Source organism: Microbulbifer mixtoriginis (SeqCode) (assembly GCF_052466865.1).
Map to the genome: position 1 here is coordinate 1222646 of NZ_CP174293.1, position 18754 is coordinate 1241399.

General features: G+C 36.2%; 11 protein-coding genes. All 11 read left to right on the top strand.

Annotation, left to right across the window (positions count from 1 at the left end; genetic code table 11):
- Positions 1–278: 278 nt before the first annotated feature.
- The 11 genes from ACJJJA_RS05605 to ACJJJA_RS05655 all read left to right on the top strand — a co-directional run bounded on the left by ACJJJA_RS05605 (position 279) and on the right by ACJJJA_RS05655 (position 18536).
- Positions 279–2546 carry a glycosyltransferase family 2 protein gene (locus ACJJJA_RS05605; RefSeq protein ID WP_444903964.1) on the top strand — a complete coding sequence of 756 codons (2268 nt, stop codon included), beginning with the start codon at positions 279–281 and terminating at the stop codon, positions 2544–2546.
- 1285 nt (positions 2547–3831) lie between these two features.
- Positions 3832–4623: an ABC transporter permease gene (locus tag ACJJJA_RS05610; protein ID WP_444903965.1), complete on the top strand. Its 792-nt coding sequence runs from the start codon at positions 3832–3834 to the stop codon at positions 4621–4623.
- Positions 4620–5306 carry an ABC transporter ATP-binding protein gene (locus ACJJJA_RS05615; protein WP_444903966.1) on the top strand — a complete coding sequence of 229 codons (687 nt, stop codon included), beginning with the start codon at positions 4620–4622 and terminating at the stop codon, positions 5304–5306. Before ACJJJA_RS05610 ends, ACJJJA_RS05615 begins: the two co-directional genes overlap by 4 nt.
- 11 nt (positions 5307–5317) lie before the next feature.
- Positions 5318–6553: a KpsE/RkpR family capsule polysaccharide export protein gene (locus tag ACJJJA_RS05620; protein WP_444903967.1), complete on the top strand. Its 1236-nt coding sequence runs from the start codon at positions 5318–5320 to the stop codon at positions 6551–6553.
- Between the two features lie 157 nt (positions 6554–6710).
- Complete coding sequence (locus ACJJJA_RS05625) at positions 6711–8270, top strand: polysaccharide biosynthesis/export family protein (RefSeq protein WP_444903968.1); 1560 nt, start codon at positions 6711–6713, stop codon at positions 8268–8270.
- A 141-nt stretch (positions 8271–8411) separates the two neighbouring features.
- Positions 8412–9320 (top strand): glucose-1-phosphate thymidylyltransferase RfbA, encoded by a 909-nt coding sequence (gene rfbA / locus ACJJJA_RS05630; protein WP_444888141.1) that lies wholly within the window; start codon positions 8412–8414, stop codon positions 9318–9320.
- A 633-nt stretch (positions 9321–9953) separates the two neighbouring features.
- Positions 9954–10409, top strand: a complete 456-nt coding sequence (locus ACJJJA_RS05635; RefSeq protein ID WP_444903969.1) for a hypothetical protein — start codon at positions 9954–9956, stop codon at positions 10407–10409.
- A 25-nt stretch (positions 10410–10434) separates the two neighbouring features.
- Positions 10435–11580: a non-hydrolyzing UDP-N-acetylglucosamine 2-epimerase gene (gene wecB / locus ACJJJA_RS05640; RefSeq protein WP_444903970.1), complete on the top strand. Its 1146-nt coding sequence runs from the start codon at positions 10435–10437 to the stop codon at positions 11578–11580.
- Positions 11581–11630: 50 nt separating this feature from the next.
- Positions 11631–12911, top strand: a complete 1281-nt coding sequence (gene wecC, locus ACJJJA_RS05645) for a UDP-N-acetyl-D-mannosamine dehydrogenase (RefSeq protein WP_444888144.1) — start codon at positions 11631–11633, stop codon at positions 12909–12911.
- A gap of 70 nt (positions 12912–12981) precedes the next feature.
- On the top strand, positions 12982–16377 hold the full coding sequence (locus ACJJJA_RS05650; protein WP_444903971.1) for a glycosyltransferase: 3396 nt from the start codon (positions 12982–12984) through the stop codon (positions 16375–16377).
- Positions 16378–16379: 2 nt separating this feature from the next.
- Entirely contained in the window at positions 16380–18536 is a 2157-nt protein-coding gene (locus ACJJJA_RS05655) for a glycosyltransferase family protein (protein WP_444903972.1), read from the top strand.
- The last annotated feature ends 218 nt before the right edge of the window (positions 18537–18754 follow it).

An 18754-nucleotide genomic window follows, 5' to 3' on the forward strand; every position in this document is an offset into this window, starting at 1 on the left:
ACGAGCTAAGATATTTTTTGAAGTTTTTTTCAATTGACCTCACTTAGTGTTTTTCAAACGGGATAAGATATTGACAAGAGAAGATATGATTGAGGCGATATATCGAAAGGTGATAATTAAGGTAAATTTTAATTTCAATTAAAAAGTAATATATAGACGAATAAAAGCACTGATGGCCAGGCACATGAAAGTATCAGTGTTAGACTATGTAATAAAATTTTATATTAAATATGAATAGTGCCTTATAGCGTAGAGTCAAATATTGGAATTAATTGTCTGTGTTTAAATTTATAAAGTCCATTTTTCACATTGATTTAGCCTGCAGACTCAGGCCTGGAGAAACAATTGAGAGAAATGATTGTGGTGAGAAAAATTTTGATTGGCGCTCAAAAGGAATGGACCCACAGTTCTTGATAAAAGGACGTGGAGTCAGATCTGGTTGGTATATGGTAGAAATAGAACTTCACCATGATCAGTCCTTTTTGGATGCAAAAATTTATTTTGACTTTGGGCAAGGTTTTAATGAGTTGGATAGCGTTTTCATTCCAATTAAGGCTGGCAAGATCACCAAGCGCCTTATATATCTATCGGCTAGAGCCAAAGCTCTTCGTTTTGATCCTATGGAGTCCATGGGACATTTCTCTGTGCGTCATTTTCGGTTAGTAATACTGCCACCGCAGTTTGCCTATGATCGTTTGGCCCAGCGTTTATCTAATATGCATTTTAAGTTTAGAAATTTGGGTAAGGCTAATGTGTTACAATATATTCGCAAAGAGGCTCGAGAGACAAATTATAACTGGAAAGAATTGGCTTTACAGTACTATTCCGGGACTTTTACCAAAAAGCGGCAGAGTTGTGATTATGCAGAATGGATCGATAAAGTTGAGTCTAAAAATCAAGCTCCATATACCGATTCTAAAGACATCACAGAGATTAAGGAAAAACCTCTAATTTCGATTATTCTCCCCACCTTTAATTCAAATATTGATCTATTGATAGATTGTATTGAGTCTGTAATTAGGCAAAGTTACGATAAATGGGAACTATGTATTGCCGATGATGCTTCTCAGAACTTGAAGGTAAGAAATTGCTTGGAAAAATATCAAGCACAAGATCATAGAATTCAAGTAGAATTCCGAAAAAATAATGGTCATATATCAGCGGCAAGCAATAGCTCCTTATCCTTGGTTAAAGGGGATTATACTGCACAGTTAGATCATGATGACGTTCTTGCTCCCCATGCTTTACTAAGGGTGGTAGAGGCCATTTCTGAAAATCCGAAGGCATTATTGTTTTATAGTGATGAAGACAAAATTGACGAGCAGGGTGAACGATTTGATCCCCATCTCAAACCAGATTGGAATCCAGATCTACTACTATCACAGAATTATATATGCCATCTGACTGTTATTAAAACGTCTTTGGTAAATCGAGTTGGAGGTTACCGAATGGGAGTTGAGGGTAGCCAGGACCATGATCTTTTATTACGTTGTATGCCATACTTGCACCACAATAATGTGGTTCATATCCATGAGATACTCTACCATTGGAGAGCCATTAGCGGATCAACAGCACAAGAAAGCAATGCAAAGGGGTATGCCGCTACTGCGGGTTTACAAGCCGTCTCTGATTACCTAAAACGAGAAAAGCTAAGTGCAACGGCCGAGCCTGGAACTGCACCAAATAGCTATCGGGTCCGCTGGTCTATTCCTGAGCCAGCTCCGTTAGTGAGTCTTCTGGTACCGACAAGAGACGGCATTGATATCCTTAGGCCTTGTGTTGAGGCTATTCTTTCCAAAACTAACTACTCCAATTTTGAACTAATTATTTTAGATAACCAAAGTCGCTGCAAGGAAACGTTAAAGTTCCTTGATGAAATCAGAAATACCGATTCACGTGTATCTGTCCACCGGTGGGATCACCCATTTAATTATTCAGCCATTAATAATTATGGTGTAAGTTTGGCTAAAGGGGAAATTATAGGATTGATCAATAATGATATAGAGCCTATCAACGTCCTTTGGTTGACTGAGATGGTGAGTCAGGCGCTGAGGCCTGAAATTGGTTGTGTAGGAGCCAAACTATATTACCCCAACGATACGATTCAACATGCCGGTGTAATTCTGGGGATTGGTGGCGTGGCTGGTCACTCACATAAATATTTCAGTCGCAATGAATATGGTTACTTTTCACGCTTGCATTTGGTACAAAACCTTTCAGCGGTAACAGCGGCTTGTCTTCTTCTGCGTAAAGAAGTATTTGAGCAAGTCGGTGGGTTAGATGAAAAAAATCTGGCGGTATCCTTTAATGATGTAGATTTATGTTTAAAGGTTCGAGAAGCAGGTTATAGGAATTTGTGGACTCCTTATGCAGAACTCTATCATCATGAGTCAGTATCCCGTGGAGCGGACAACACGCTCACTAAGCGACGTCGAGCCCAGAAAGAGGCGGAATATATGCGGGATCGCTGGGGAGATCAATTGGATACAGATCCAGCCTACAACCCAAACCTGACGCTTGTGCATGAAGATTTTTCGTTAGCCTAAATTTAGCAGTATCTGGATCTGATATTAGTTAAAATTTAACAACAATTATTTATAGGAAATAATTAAATTAGTTGGGCTCGAACTAACATGCTGCTTAACCTAATTATCAAAGGATAGAAACTTTAAAGATATATATAATTCAGTTTGCCAATCTTGCACAGAGTATACTCTCTGTGCTTTCTACTATTCTTCTCTAAGGCTTTTATTCTTATGCAAAAATTGAAAAGGGTTTTCAACTTGCCATGGTATCTTTTAGAGGTCATAGTTAATTATATTGTCATACGCTAAATCTTTAAATATTATGCATAATAAATATTAGTAAGTAAGATAATTCTACTTTCACAGGGGGTCCTAGGCAGTAGTGTTTCTAATTGACATTTGTTCACATCTATTACCACCTCCCGCTTTGATTCTTTAAGTGACTTAGGTTTTTCGCTCAAAGACCTTTTTGTATTTAATTCGTAGATGAAACCTGAAAGGCCTGTATTTCTAGTTACACTAGAAATTTTCTATATACTTTCAATGAGGTTCCTTGGATCCAACCCCCTGAAATCAAAGTCTTTTCAATAAAAAGCTAATAAAGGTAAGTGTGACGTAAAATATTTCAATCCTGATCCGGTTTGCGAAATATATTTGATACTTTCAAAGTATATTAGATTATTAATTGGTGTTTGAACTTCTACTCTTCGTCTTAGATTTGAAAGACATAGCTCGATCAACTTCAATTGATCACAAGTTTATTAAGGCTTTAATCGACCTACTATTGCCGATCTATCCTCTATTATTTCATATGAAAATTTTGAAAAACCTATTCCCAAAAAATGACAAGAAGTATATCTGGAGTTGAAAAGGTGATGTGTTATGTACGAGGATGAATTGGGTTCATATATTATTAGGCGTAGAAAACATTCTTGGGCCATATCGAAATAAACGATTTTTTAGAGGTAACCTCTAAGCAGCATATAGGACGGTTAAGTGCCATGAGCATGATTGTGGTGCCAATTGTATAGTAATTTTCATGAAGCGAACTTGAGAATGTAATTCAAGTACTAGGTTAGGCAAATCATTAAAAATGTTAATGTCGTACCAAGTAAAAAAGGAATGAAAAAGAAATATGGACTTTAAGATCAAATCATAAAGCCATGGGTTAAATTACACGACATGGTATGGGAAGAAATTGCGCCATTTTAAGAATAATGTGGCATTACCAATAAAATTAGCTATAACTAATGCTAGCTTTAGCATCGTTCTCAATAAAAAAGTGAATAATTAATAAAATATTACTATGAGACCCTCAGATTCACGCACTATTTGGCAAATACAAAGAGATGTCATCTATGCATTACTTGTGCGTGAGATGAAGACCCGTTTCGGTAAGTGGCGGTTAGGATATGCGTGGGTTTTGCTTGAGCCAGCATTACACATAATGATGCTGGCGATGATTTTCAATTTTCGTGGCAGAGAATTTTATCCTGGTATTCCAACCACGTTATTTATGTTGGGTGGAATAGCACCATTCTTATTTTTTAGTCATTGTTTTCAAAAAGGTTTGGCAGCAGTATCATCTAATCGTGGTTTGTTTAATTATCGCCAGTTACGCCCTTTTGATGCTGTTCTGAGTAGGGTGTTATTAGAATTCTTTATCTATATATTGTGCATGATAACGTTGTTGGCTATTTTAGCATGGTTCGATGTCAAAGTAGCTTTTGGAGATTTTTTATTACTTGTTAAAGTAAATATACTTTTCTTTTGTTTTGCATTTGGTCTTAGCCTGGCTATGTGTGTTGTAGGTGAGAGACTTCCCGAATTTTCAAAAGTTCTCTCACTAAGTGTGAGGCCTTTATATTTTATTTCTGGAGTGTTTTATTCATTAGAGCAAATACCGACTGAATATCATAAATATTTAATCTGGAATCCATTGGTACATGTTATTGAGTTAACTAGGGAAGGTCTATTCGCAAGTTATGAGGGGAAGTTCTCCGATTTTAAATATTTCATATTTACATCGATAGGGATGCTTGCTCTCGGACTTTTAGTTTACCGTGCTAATTGGCGAGATTTGATACGCAGTCAATGATTAAACTTGAAGCTCTAACTAAGTCTTTTCGTACTCCTAATGGACGTAAGATACTATTCGAAAATGTGAGTGCTATATTTCCCGAAGGTAAAAATATCGGTATTTTAGGCCGTAATGGCGCTGGAAAATCTACTCTCTTAAAAATTATGGGAGGTATTGATTATCCAGATACAGGAAGAGTTGAAACAGATCAAAGAATATCCTGGCCTATGGGACTGTCAGGAGGTTTCCAGGGAAGTATGACAGGAAGAGAAAATGTCGCATTTGTTTGCGGAATACATGGTATTTGGGGAGCAAGCAAACGTAAGGTAATGGATCGGGTAAGAGAATTTTCTGAAATTAATGACAATTTTGATTTACCAATTAAAGATTATTCCTCTGGAATGAGATCGAGGTTGGCATTTGGTCTAAGTGTTGCGGTTGATTTCGATGTTTATTTGGTAGATGAAGTAATGTCAGTTGGAGATGCACATTTTCGTAAAAAATGTGAAGCGATTATTGCAGAAAAACGCAGAACGTCTAATTTCATTATTGTGGCTCATACAATGCCTATCTTGGAAAAAAACTGTGATGCAGGTATCCATATAGAAAATGGTCAGGTAAGAGTCTGCCAGTCGATTCACGAAGCTATTACCTTGTACCAATCTTCGATGCCAAACTTAACAAATATAAAATCGAAGTGAATGTGTTAACTATGAATATTGATGCTATAAGCAATTCAATTATGTTAAAAAAGAATCAAATTGGGATTTCTTCTATATTGTCCATATCTAGTTGGATAAGAAATGTAATTCCCTTTACGGCAAGCTTCATAAATGTGAACCGTTTACTGCCATTTTTTAAACGGTATCTTTTTTTCCTAATTTTTGTAATTTTTCCACTATCGCTTGTTGGCATATATTACATATTTTTCGTTTCAGAACGTTATGTAAGTAATACACAACTAATTGTTAAAGATACTGCATCTTCCCAAGTTTCCTCTTCATCAATGAGTTTTTTAATTCCCGGAATGAAAGTTGATAATCAGGATACTTTTTTGGTGGTGAATTATATTCAGTCATTAGATATGGCCCAATATTTGAATAGAGAGTTAAAATTAGTGGAGTACTATCAGGGTGCTCATCTTGATATGTTTTCTCGTTTAGATAAAGATGCTACTCAAGAGGATTATCTTAAATATTATCGAGAGCATATAGTGGTTGCACATGATGAAACAACTGGAATTATCACTATAGAAATGCAAGCTTTTGACCCTTCTTTTGCACGTTTACTTGTTGAGACTGTGACTCAAAAAGCAGAGGATTTTGTAAATTCGGTAAGTAACCAGCTCGCAGAAAAACAGGTTGCATTTGTTAAGAGTGAAGTTGATATCGCACAGGAAAAGCTACGCGTTACAAAACAATCTATCCTAGACTTTCAAAACAATAATAATGTAGTTAGTCCTGAAGAGTTAACAAAAGGGATAAGTAGTATTATTCAAAGTTTAGAGGCTCGTTTGGCAGAGCAACGTGCAAAGCTTACGGCTGCCAAAAGTTATTTAAATGCAGATTCTTCTCAAATAGTCTCTATGCAGGCTGAAATAGGTGCTTTACAAAAACAAATTGAACAAGAAAAAATCAGGCTGGTAGGCATCGGTGATGAAGAAGGTGAACAGCGTCTCAATACTTTAGGATCACGCTTCCAGAATCTTGAACTAGATTTGCAATTTGCTACAGACGCTTATGCAGCGTCCCTTAAAGCATTGGAAACAGCACGAATGGAAGCATCAGGGCAGTTAAAACATCTTATGGTTGTTACACAACCTTCTTTAGCTGAGGAGGCCGAATATCCACATAGGCTCTATAATCTGATTAGCTTAACAATTGTCTTGTTATTGTTGTACGGCATTGGGGTGATGCTAGATGCAAGTATTCGAGATCATCGAGCATGAAATTCAATATTTTGAACTTACTCAACCAATGTGACATTAAAAACCTTATCCAGACATTTTACTTAGTCAAAATTTAATTATGAATACTGGAAACATAAGAAGACTAGTACTAAAAATTTGCCTGCTATCAATATTCTTCTGTAGTGAAGCTTTAACGTTGGAAACACAGATTTTAGAAAATGTCGATTCCTCTATTGATAGGATTCAGCCCACAGTACCGGTATTTGGACAATCATTATTTCAGGGTGCTTTTAAAGATCAACCATTTAATGGATTTAATCCGGATTATCGTATAACAATAGGTGATCAGATTAATTTACAGCTTTGGGGCGCTTACAGTTTCAGTGCCACTTTGCCTGTTGATCCTAAAGGAAATATTTTCATTCCTGAAGTTGGTCCAGTACATATTGCTGGTGTCAAGAATGGAGAGTTGAATGACGTTGTATTGAATCAAGTTAAAAGAGTTTTTAAAAATAATGTGCGCGCGTATGCAAATCTAGAGGCCAGTCAGCCGGTTAAGGTTTTTGTCACAGGATATGTAAATAATCCAGGTCTGTATAATGGATATAGTTCTGATTCTATACTTTACTACTTAGATAGTGCAGATGGTATTGATCCACAAAGTGGAAGTTTTGTTGATATTAAAGTTACTCGTCAAGGAAACTTAATACAGGTTGTAAACCTTTATAACTTTTTAGTAGATGGGATAATGCCTGCACTGCAACTGCGTAGTGGCGATGTAATTGTGGTAGGTGCACGCAAAGGATCAGTAACAGTTGAAGGGGCTGTTCAAAAGGCAGCTCAAATGGAGTTTACAGGCCCTTATACCCAACTGGGTGAAATGTTACTTGTAAGTAAACCTGACCCACAAGCAAATTTTGCCCGTATAACTCAAGTTAAAGATGGCATTCAAGAAGCAAGTTACTTACCCCTAGATGAGGCAATGACAACTCAACTATATCCTGGGGCGATGATTGAACTAGTCCGCGATAACGATGTACATAGCATTTCTGTTCAAGTTGTTGGTGAATTAGATGGCCCGGAAACATACATACTACCTTTCGGCTCAAAATTGAACGATTTATTAGCTCAATTACGTTATAGGGAAGATGCTGATCAAGAGTCGATACAGCTATACCGTAAAAGTGTAGCTGAAAAACAGCGTACGGCACTTGATCGTTCATTAGACGCGCTTCAGATGGAGGTATTAACGCGTCAACCAAATACAGACTTAGAAAAAAGCACACAGAAAGATAGTGCCATTATGATTCAAAGTTTTATTAAGCAGGCCCGTAAAGTAGAACCTAGGGGGCAGGTGGTGATTGCTAATAATCCTAACTCATCAGAAATGCTACTTGAAGATGGTGATAAATTAGTAGTGCCAGTAAAATCTTCGACAGTCTCTGTAGTCGGAGAAGTAATATTTCCTACATCTTTAGTTTATAACAAAAAACTTACTTTAGAGAATTATATTGAGTTAGCAGGAGGTTTTGCTAACAATGCCAATCAAGATGAACTAGTTATATTGCATCTCGATGGAACCATCAATCGTATTAATAAAAAAGACTTTGATTCTCGATTAGGAGATGAACTTCGTCCAGGCGATGAAATTATGGTAATGCCAGAATTTAATTCTAGTGAACTTCAGGTAACTAAAGATGTTACGGAAATTTTATATCGTATAGCCATAGGAGCTGCAGCAGTTCTTTCTTTTTAAAATAGGATTATTAATTGAAATGTGATCCCAAAATGCTAGAGGATTTACAATTTAAATGTACATTGATTTTCAAATATTTTAACTATGGATTGCCTTAGACTAATTTAGCTACTCACGTAAGCCCAGGGAGGAATTGAGGGTATGTCTGATACGGGTCGTAGAGGAATCATTCTTGCTGGTGGAACTGGTACACGGCTATATCCATTGACAAAAGCCGTATGTAAACAGCTGGTACCAGTTTACGATAAGCCAATGATTTATTACCCTCTAACTACTTTGATGTTGGCGGGGATTCGAGACATTCTCATTATCACCACACCACAAGATCAATGTCTATTTCAGACACTATTAAGAGATGGTTCTCAATGGGGAGTAAACCTCACTTATGCAAAACAGACCTCCCCAAATGGTTTAGCTGAAGCATTTATTATTGGACGAAACCATATTGGTAATTATTCAAGTGCCTTGATTTTAGGCGATAATATTTTTTATGCTCACCAATTTAGTGATTTGTTAAAAAGAGCTAATGCAAGGCTGCAGGGTGCAACAATTTTTGGCTATAGAGTTGCTGATCCTGGGGCATATGGTGTAGCAGAGTTTAATACTGATGGTAAAGTTATCAGTGTCGAAGAAAAACCACTGGAGCCAAAATCTAACTATGCGATTACAGGTTTATACTTTTATGATAACCAAGTCTGTGAACTAGTTAGGGAAATCAGGTCAAGTAGTCGAGGTGAATTAGAAATTACCGATCTGAATCGAATATATCTCGATCGGGGTGAACTTAATCTTGAGCTAATGGGACGTGGATCTACTTGGCTTGATACTGGCACCCATGATAACTTATTAGCTGCTGCGCATTTCGTACAAACAATAGAAAGACGTCAGGGTTTAAAAATTGCATGCCCTGAAGAAGTTGCTTTTCGTAAAGGATTTATTACTGAAGATGAGCTCGAGGTCCAAGCAAGGCTTTTGCTGAAAAGTGGCTATGGAGAATACTTGATGAGGCTGCTTGACGAATCTGTTAGAGATCATGTATTTGAGCGCTGATAACAATATAATATACTGAAAAATTACTAATATTTGATCGGTATCGTTTAAATCTTTCATTACAAGCTCAGACTCCAAAGAGACATGAAAGCAGAATATTTCTTTCTTGGTAATAAAATTTACTAGTGCGATTTTCTAACGATATTGATCTGACATTTTTAACTTGCATAAAATTTGACCGCTGCCGGAAATAAGTTTGGATTGGCGCAATTTTACCTTGGAATTTTTGATTCAAATTGGTTTACTGTCAAATTAAATTATCTGTATGAATTGAAAAGATTTCCTGAGATTAATAATTATATTTACAGGCAAAATAATTACGACTGACTTAGCCGCCAAAAATTGGCAGTTTTAAATTAGTGGTCCTTTTGATTAAGAAGTAGAAGAATCCAATTTTTCTTACTTGGTGTAAAGTAAAAGCTATATACCAATAATTGAATGTGCATACAAAATGGCATATATAAGATTAATATTGAAAAGAAGTGATTATGAATGCCAAAAGAATGAAAATCAATTGACTTATACTGATTAAAATGGCGGTTAGGAAAATAGTGAATTGACTCATAGCAGACACTGTTTTCTACTTTGCAAGTAGGATCAAAATTACTCTTTTAACTCGCGGCGTGAACTGTAATGGATGAGAAATATCAAGTTCAATTGATTAAGGAATCCTCTCTGTTTGATGCTGATTGGTATCTTTCTCAGCATTCTGATGTAGAAGCTGTAAAGCTCTCTCCCGAACAACATTACCTTCGCTATGGATGGAGGATGGGAAGAAGTCCTTCAGAATTATTTTGTGGTGATAGTTATCTAGAAAGATATCCTGATGTGAAGCAGAGTAAGGTAAATCCTCTTGTGCATTATTTGCTTTTTGGTAGACGTGAAGGACGTGTAATAAAGCCGGTCAAAAATAAAAATATAAATATCTCGAAGAAGATTTTTTTCGAAACTTTACTCTCTTATGATGTTGATGATGTAAAAGTGACCAATACTATAGTTAAACAACTAGATGAGACACAGCGTCTTCTAGAAAAGTATGTTCGCCGTTGCCATGAATTTGAATATCAAATTATGGATAAAAAAGGATAGTTTTTTTTGTAAAGGAATACATTATATGAATGTGCTCGTTGTATTTGGTACTCGTCCTGAAGCAATAAAAATGGCTCCTTTGGTTTTGAAACTACAGGGAGACCTTAGATTTTCTGTACAAGTCTGTGTAACGGCACAACATAGGGAAATGTTAGATCAGGTACTAACTCTTTTTAACTTGGTTCCTACTTATGATTTAAATCTAATGAAGCCTGGCCAGGACCTAACAGATATAAGCGTAGCTATATTGAGGGGAATGCGTGAGATTCTCGAAGAGGCGAAACCAGATATTGTTTTGGTACATGGTGATACAGCAACAACGTTTGCTGCAACTTTAGCTTGTTATTATAAACAAATCCCTATTGGTCATGTAGAGGCTGGATTACGTACCGGTAACTTATATTCACCTTGGCCTGAAGAAGCAAATAGGAAGCTAACAGGAGCGCTGGCTACCCTTCATTTTTCACCTACTGAGACTTCTAAAAAAAACTTGCTAGAAGAGGGAGTAAGTGAAGATAGGGTTTTTGTTACAGGGAACACTGTAATAGATGCTCTATTGGGAGTAGTACGTAAACTGGATAACGATGAGTTACTTTTCAAAAAATTAGATGAAAAATTTTCCTTCATTGATAAGAGTAAGAAATTAATTTTAGTGACAGGGCATAGAAGAGAAAGTTTCGGGGATGGTTTTAAACGAATTTGTCAAGCTCTAGCTGTTACCGCAAAAGCCCATCCAAATTGCCAAATTATATATCCTGTTCATTTAAATCCTAATGTCCAGGATCCAGTGAATAGTCTTTTAAAAAATATAAGCAATATTTATCTTATCGATCCTCTGGATTATCTTCCATTTGTATACTTGATGAACAAATCTAATGTAATTTTGACTGATTCAGGTGGTATACAAGAAGAAGCTCCTTCATTAGGAAAGCCTGTACTTGTGATGCGGGATACTACCGAGCGACCCGAAGCAGTTTCAGCTGGGACAGTAAAATTAGTAGGAACCGAAGTTGATAGGATTACCAAAGAATTAACTACTTTACTTACAGAAAATGAGGCTTATAAGAATATGAGCTATGCACATAATCCCTATGGTGATGGTGAAGCATGTGACAGGATATTAAATGCTTTAGTCAGTTTTCAAGACCTAAAAGGTATTAAAAATATATAAACATTATTAATCTTTTTTGGGATAAGTTTAAAGAGTAGATAGGGATATTTATGAAGCTTGAAACTATTTCTGTTATTGGATTAGGCTATATTGGATTACCGACAGCTGCTGTAATCGCTTCAAGACGAAAAAAGGTAATCGGTGTAGATGTAAACAAGGAAGCTGTTGAGACGATAAACAAGGGCAATATACATATAGTGGAGCCCGAATTAGATATAATTGTACATGCAGCAGTAACAGAAGGTTATCTACAAGCAACAACTAATCCACAACCTGCAGATGCTTTTATGATAGCAGTTCCTACCCCTTTCACAACAGGAGAGCAGGGAAAATACCCTAAGGCTAATTTGGATTTTATTCAGACTGCATGTAAATCTTTAGCACCAGTATTAAAGCCAGGCAATCTCGTTGTACTTGAATCTACATCACCTGTAGGAACTACAGAAAAAATGTCGGAGTGGCTTGCTGATACTCGTCCTGATTTGACTTTTCCGCAAACACATGGAGAGCTTTCTGATATACGTATTGCTTATTGCCCTGAACGGGTTCTCCCTGGACATGTCATTCGAGAGCTCGTTGAAAATGACCGTGTGATTGGAGGAATGACACGGAAATGCTCAGACTTTGCGAAATCTCTCTATCAAGTATTTGTTGAGGGTGAATGCTTAGTGACCACTACACGGACAGCAGAAATGACAAAACTTACCGAAAATAGTTTTCGGGATGTTAATATCGCCTTTGCAAATGAGCTGTCTATGATTTGTAACAAGCTAGGCATTAACGTCTGGGAACTCATTTCTCTTTCCAATCGTCATCCACGTGTTGACATCCTACAGCCAGGGGCGGGTGTAGGCGGTCATTGTATTGCAGTAGATCCATGGTTTATTGTTGATTCATGTCCAGGTGAAGCACAATTAATTAGTAAAGCTCGTGAAGTCAACGATCACAAACCTGAATGGATATTAGATCAGGTTAAGGAGTCTCTAAAGCAGATTTGTGATGAAACTCCTGGTTACACTAGTCGTGACATCACTATAGCCTGTTTGGGAATTTCCTTTAAGCCGAATATTGATGATCTAAGAGAAAGTCCTGCTTTAAATATTGCAACAGCAATTTCTGGACTTGGTTGTCAAGTACAAGTTGTTGAACCGAACATTGATTCGCTACCAAACACACTTGATGATATAAACGTTAATCTTGTTCCTTTGGAAAAGGCATTAGAAAAATCAGATATAGTTTGTGTATTGGTTAAACACAACGAATTTTCTAATAAGATACGATTAATTCAGTCTAAAAATATTGTCATTGATTCCGTAGGACTCCTTGGCTAACTTGAATATCTTGAGTGTTGTTTATATTAACTTATAATCGATAATATTTAATTAATAGGCAGAGCTTACTATGGATGTTTTGTTAAAACACGTAGAAGATCTTGTCGATCATTCCGTAAATGATGTGTATTCTCCGATTCGTGAACGTATAGCTTACATGGTATGTCACGGACAAAGTTATGCAAGTAATGGTTATTCGATAAGAACACAAGCAATAGCCAAAGCACTTAATGAATATGGATTCGATACCCTTTGTTTTGTTCGACCTGGTAGACCTTGGGAATTAGGTATAAAAAAAAATAGCGTACACCCCGAGGAAGTAGTTAATGGTGTTAGATATATCCATAGCCGCTGGTTAAATGATTCACCGCCTGATGGAGAGAGAGCCAATTTAGAAATATGTGCCGCACGCTTTATTGAGCATTTTAAAATATATCGCCCCGCAGTTGTATTAGCAGCATCAGATTACACGATTGGACTACCTGCATTTGTTGCTGCAAAAGCTCTGGGTTTACCTTTTTATAGTGAGGTCCGTGGTTTCTGGGAACTTTCTCGAGAAGCACGAGAGCCAGGTTACGAAAAAACAAAAGCCTATAAGTTGGAAGCGAACCGTAACACATTTGTTAGTAAGCAAGCATTAAAAGTATTTACCCTTAGCCAACAAATGAAGAATGAGCTGGTGAATCGAGGATTAAATATTAATAAGATTAGTATTATACCAAATGGTGTCGGTGAACTACCAAAGGCAAAATGTATTGAATCGATATTAAGGCAAAAGCTTGGTATTAATCCTGAAGACCGAGTAGTGGGATATATCGGTAGCTTCACACCCTATGAAGGATTAGATACTCTTATTGATGCATGTACAAAGCTAAGCGAGGGTATAAAAAACTTTAAGTTACTACTAGTGGGAGATGATCAACCGGTTAATAGGTTAATGCATCCAGAAAAGAAGCTTACGGATCAGCCTTGGTTAGTCCAATTAGGACGCGTCCCACATGAACAGATTGCTGATTACTATGCTCTGATTGATACAGTAGTAATTCCTCGTAAGAAACAATCAGTGTGCGAACTAGTTTCACCAATGAAGGCTGTTGAAGCACTCGCATATGGGAAAAAATTGATTGTCTCAGATGTTGTTCCACTAGTGGAGATTTCCAGTAAATATAAAAATGTCACTACTTTTAAAAGTGAAGATTCTGATGATCTTATGAACTGTATTTCAGCCTCGCTCAATATTGTTGCGAGGAGCGAAAATAAAATAATACAAATGAAGGATTGTGTAAATGAATTAATAGAAGTTCTGTATGGAAAATCAATAGACTATAATAAAATTACTAAAAAGACCTTGGAAAGTTCCGGGAATTTATTTGACAATGCTAAGGATAGTGTAAACAGCGGCGCCGAAACGAAGATTTCAGAAAGTTGGGCCGAAAACATATGGAAAAACAAATCTGAACATTCTGTAACAAATATACCTTGGCTTCTGAATAATATAGACACTGATATCCGAAATAAAAAACCATTAACAGAATTCAAGGATGTTACCATTGAAGATGAAGTTCTCATAGATGAGAAAAAACCAATAGAGCAAAAAAAATATAAAAATGACAAAATTGAGAGTGCAAATAAGGTAATTTCTAACAAAAATAAAAATGTTGAGCAGCAATCATCTTTAAATCAACAACTAAAAGAAGATTTCTTGGAGCGAAAAAATCTCACTATAAAAGGAAGTAATAAACTGAGTTATACGAAGTTTAAAGTCCCAACATCTGGAGCCACTCTAGAGCTTTCCTCTTTGATTGTTTATGAGTTAAACAATTCACATAGTGCTCGGAAAGCTGTTGTTCTATTTGATTTCTTGGACAAGCTCGGTAGGAAAAAAAATACAGTTTCTGGAATAGGGGTTGCTGCAACGTTCAAAAAGCATTTTAGATATCTAAATGAAAATAGCAAAACGCTAAATGGTGAGCTGAAAGAAATCTTCAAGTTAAAGCTACCCAAGGATGTCACAGATGTTGTAATTGAAGTTGCCGGACTCGGTCTAATGCCAGAAGAACAGGTTAAACTGGTTATTTCAGGCCGTTGTTTTGATGAGGAATCTGAAAGAATTCATAAACTTGAGTTACTCAAGTATAAGCCACTGCCAACTGCCTTAGTACATGATAATAGAAAGCGTCGATTAACTTCAGACTTAACAATTGCATGTATATTAGATGAATTTACATCTGAATGTCTTTCACATGAAGTAACTTTAGTAAAGTTGACTCAAGAACATTGGCATTTTGAATTAGATAAAATCAAACCAGACTTTCTATTAGTTGAAAGTTGTTGGAATGGAAATGATGGAAGCTGGGGAGCAATAAGTAAAGGTAGTGGTGGTGGAAGAAAGCTAGGAGGGCTCATAAAATACTGTAAAAGAGAAGCTATTCCGACAGTTTTCTGGAACAAGGAAGACCCTCCACACTACGAAAAATTTGGACCTATCGCAAAACTTTTTGATTTAGCAATAACTAGTGACGTTAACATGGTTCCCCGGTACAAAAAGGATTTTGGAATTGATGCTTATCCACTTTCTTTTGCAGCCCAACCAAAAATCCATAATCCATCATTAATCTTTCCTCGTTCTGACAAAGCGGTGTTCGCAGGGTCTTATTATGGCGACAAGCCAAAACGTTGCATAGACTTTAACTTTGTTATGAATCAGCTTGATCAAGCCGGATTAAAATATGATATTTTTGATCGTAACTATAAAAAGGGTATTGAAAAGTTTAATTTCCCAGAAAATTATCAAGCTAATATTGTTGGTAATCTTCCTGCAAAAGATATCTGGAAAGTACATCGAGGTTATAAATATCAGATCAATATGAATTCTGTACAGAATTCCTCAACCATGTTTGCAAGGAGAGTATATGAGTCACTAGCGTCTGGAACGCCTATTATCAGTAATGCTTCAAAAGGAATGAAGGAATTATTTGGTGATGTTGTAATCATGTCAGAAGATAAAAATTGTATTGCTGATAGAATAAGAGATTTAGAGAACTCTCCTTCTGACTATCAAACGCTTGCGCGTCGTGGTGTTAGGAAAGTAATGCGTGCACATACTTATGGCCATAGATTAAAGACACTTTGTCATCTATTAGGTATTGAGATAGATATAGCTTTACCTGGCGCAACCCTTGCAATAACTGCTAACACTGAAGAGGATATTCAAAGAGCTAAGCATATTTATAGTATACAAACAGCAGAAAAAAAACATCTATTCATTGAATTAAGAAATTTTAGTACAGCCTACAAGTTTTTAAATGAATCCAACAGTGATATCACTTTTGGTATGGAAATAGCTAAAGAATTTTATAAGAACAAGAAAGAATATTATGGTGACGAAAGAGTTTTAAAATGCAAAATTAATGATGATCTATATGATGAAGCATTAGAAGATTTTATTTATTGGGGAGATGAATAACCATGAATAAGAAAGTCTTATTAGTATCCTGGCATTTCCCACCATACAAGAGTTCATCTGCATTTAATTTGTTCAAGAGATTAAAAGATACTGGGTATGAATACGATGTGCTTCAGATCAAAAGAAAGCAACAACCTGATAACGTAGGTATGTTTAAGTATGCGGCGAGTAAGTTTAATCGTTATGAAATTGAGGTACCTATTGAAAACGCTCGTGATGGAGAAGCACGAACTCTGTATGTTGAAAAAGTACTCGATTACTACAATTGTTTAAAATGTCATAATCATTACTCAGTAATGGTTTCTCATTCGCATGAGATTGCTTCACATATGGCTGCGATGGCAATCAAGAAGTTAAATCCAAAATTACGCTGGGTCGCTTCTTTTGGCGACCCTATTGCTGCTAATCCTTATAATGAGTTTTATCAGTTCCCTCTACTTAAAGAAGATAGTCAAATAGAGGCGCTCGTCTTACAACAGGCAGACCGCATTGTTATCACTAATTCTTACCAAAAAAAATTAGTAAATAGATCATTAGAAAATCCGTTAGATGATGAAAAATTTTATGTATTGCCTCACTGTTATGATGAGCGTATGTACCAAGCTGACTTAATTCACTATAGAAAAAGTGAATCTAAAGTATTCAAATTTATGCATGTTGGGATGTTGTATAAATTCAAACGTACTTCTGAGCCATTTATACTTGGTGCACAACGTCTGCTGCTAAAGCATCCTGAACTTAGAGGTCGTTTTGCTTTAGAGTTCTATGGTGCAAATGATCGTTATATTGAAGCCGCAGAAGATTATGGACTGGAGGGGGTAGTTAGTTTCAATGGAACTATAAGCTACTTGGAAAGCTTAAGAAAAATGACTGAGGCAGACTGTTTGCTGTTACGAGATGCTGACTTCAGCGATCAAGGTCTCAAAGATACGCCATTTTATCCTGGAAAACTTGCCGATTATCTTGGTGCTAAAAAGCCAATAGTGGCAGTTACCATGAAAACGGGCTGTGTTCCAGATATGCTTAAAAAAATAGGCGGAGCCTCTTTAACTGAAGAGAATATCGAAGGGATTGCGGACGCTATGTATGACGCACTACATGGTCATTTAAGTATCAATAATATCGAGGCAGAGCGTTTTTCCTATCATAACTTGGTGAATCGTGCCCAACAGGCACTTACTTTTTTACAAGACAAGAAAAAGATACTTATTGCCGGTCATGACCTAAAGTTTGCAAAATTTATCATGAATGCTATTGAGCAGAGTTCTGACTTTGAACTTTTAATTGATAAATGGCAAGGGCATAACAAACATGATGAGGAGCAAAGCTTCAAACTCCTCAATGAGGCAGATACTATTTTTTGTGAATGGGGTTTAGGAAATACCGTTTGGTATTCCAAGCATAAAAAATCAGGTCAACGGTTAATTACTAGGTTGCACCTTCAGGAGATTACAACTCGAAGTCCAGAGAAATTTAACCATGATAGTATTGATAACTATATTATGGTTTCACCTTACTGGTATGAGAAATTTGTAAGTGAATTTTCTCTCAAAAGAGAAAAATGTAAGATGATCTATAATTTAGTAGATATTAAACTTCTTGATAAAGCTAAAAATCAAGAAGCTAAGTTTCATTTAGGCATGATTGGTGACGTACCTCAACGCAAGAGGCTGGATAGAGCTCTCGATATTTTTGAGAACCTTTATAACTTGGATCAGAGATATAAGCTCTTTGTGAAAGGAAAGCGTCCAGAGGAATATCCTTGGATGCACTCAAGATCACGCAGATCAGAAATGGACTACTATCGTAAACAATACAAAAGAATAGAAGATAATGGATGGAAAGATAATGTCATCTTTGAAGGGCATGGACCTATAGATTCTTGGCTTCAGAAAATTGGTTATATTCTATCTGTGAGTGATTTTGAGAGTTTTCATTTAGCTCCTGCAGAAGGATTAGCTTCGGGTGCGATTCCAATTATTTTTAATTGGGATGGTTCATCGACGATCTATCCAGAAAAATGTATAGTTGAAACCACTGAGAAAGCTTGTCAATCTATACTTCAAAATAGAAACCTGTCATCCCATGATGCTAAAAAGTACGCCACTGATAGATTTTGCTCTAAATTTAACTCTCAATTGATACTTAACTATTTATAGTTTTTATAAGAAAACCACAAAAATTATTCAAAATATCTTCTAAAAGATTAATTCGAGTTTTATCGAACCGTTTTTTTAAGATTGGAGTTATAATCCCTTTTTTTGAGGTTGAAATATTAAAAATCTATTGTAAGAGGGTTGATGAATATTTCAGAGAAAATTGTACATTTCATCAGACATAGTTTTCTTATTTCTTTCTGAACACTTCTCTGAGATAT

Bases quoted from the DNA above. Each gene is read 5' to 3' on its own strand.
- ACJJJA_RS05635 (WP_444903969.1), top strand. From the start codon at position 9,954: ATGGATGAGAAATATCAAGTTCAATTGATTAAGGAATCCTCTCTGTTT.
- rfbA (WP_444888141.1), top strand. From the start codon at position 8,412: ATGTCTGATACGGGTCGTAGAGGAATCATTCTTGCTGGTGGAACTGGT.
- wecC (WP_444888144.1), top strand. From the start codon at position 11,631: ATGAAGCTTGAAACTATTTCTGTTATTGGATTAGGCTATATTGGATTA.
- ACJJJA_RS05615 (WP_444903966.1), top strand. From the start codon at position 4,620: ATGATTAAACTTGAAGCTCTAACTAAGTCTTTTCGTACTCCTAATGGA.
- ACJJJA_RS05650 (WP_444903971.1), top strand. From the start codon at position 12,982: ATGGATGTTTTGTTAAAACACGTAGAAGATCTTGTCGATCATTCCGTA.
- wecB (WP_444903970.1), top strand. From the start codon at position 10,435: ATGAATGTGCTCGTTGTATTTGGTACTCGTCCTGAAGCAATAAAAATG.
- ACJJJA_RS05655 (WP_444903972.1), top strand. From the start codon at position 16,380: ATGAATAAGAAAGTCTTATTAGTATCCTGGCATTTCCCACCATACAAG.
- ACJJJA_RS05610 (WP_444903965.1), top strand. From the start codon at position 3,832: ATGAGACCCTCAGATTCACGCACTATTTGGCAAATACAAAGAGATGTC.
- ACJJJA_RS05620 (WP_444903967.1), top strand. From the start codon at position 5,318: ATGAATATTGATGCTATAAGCAATTCAATTATGTTAAAAAAGAATCAA.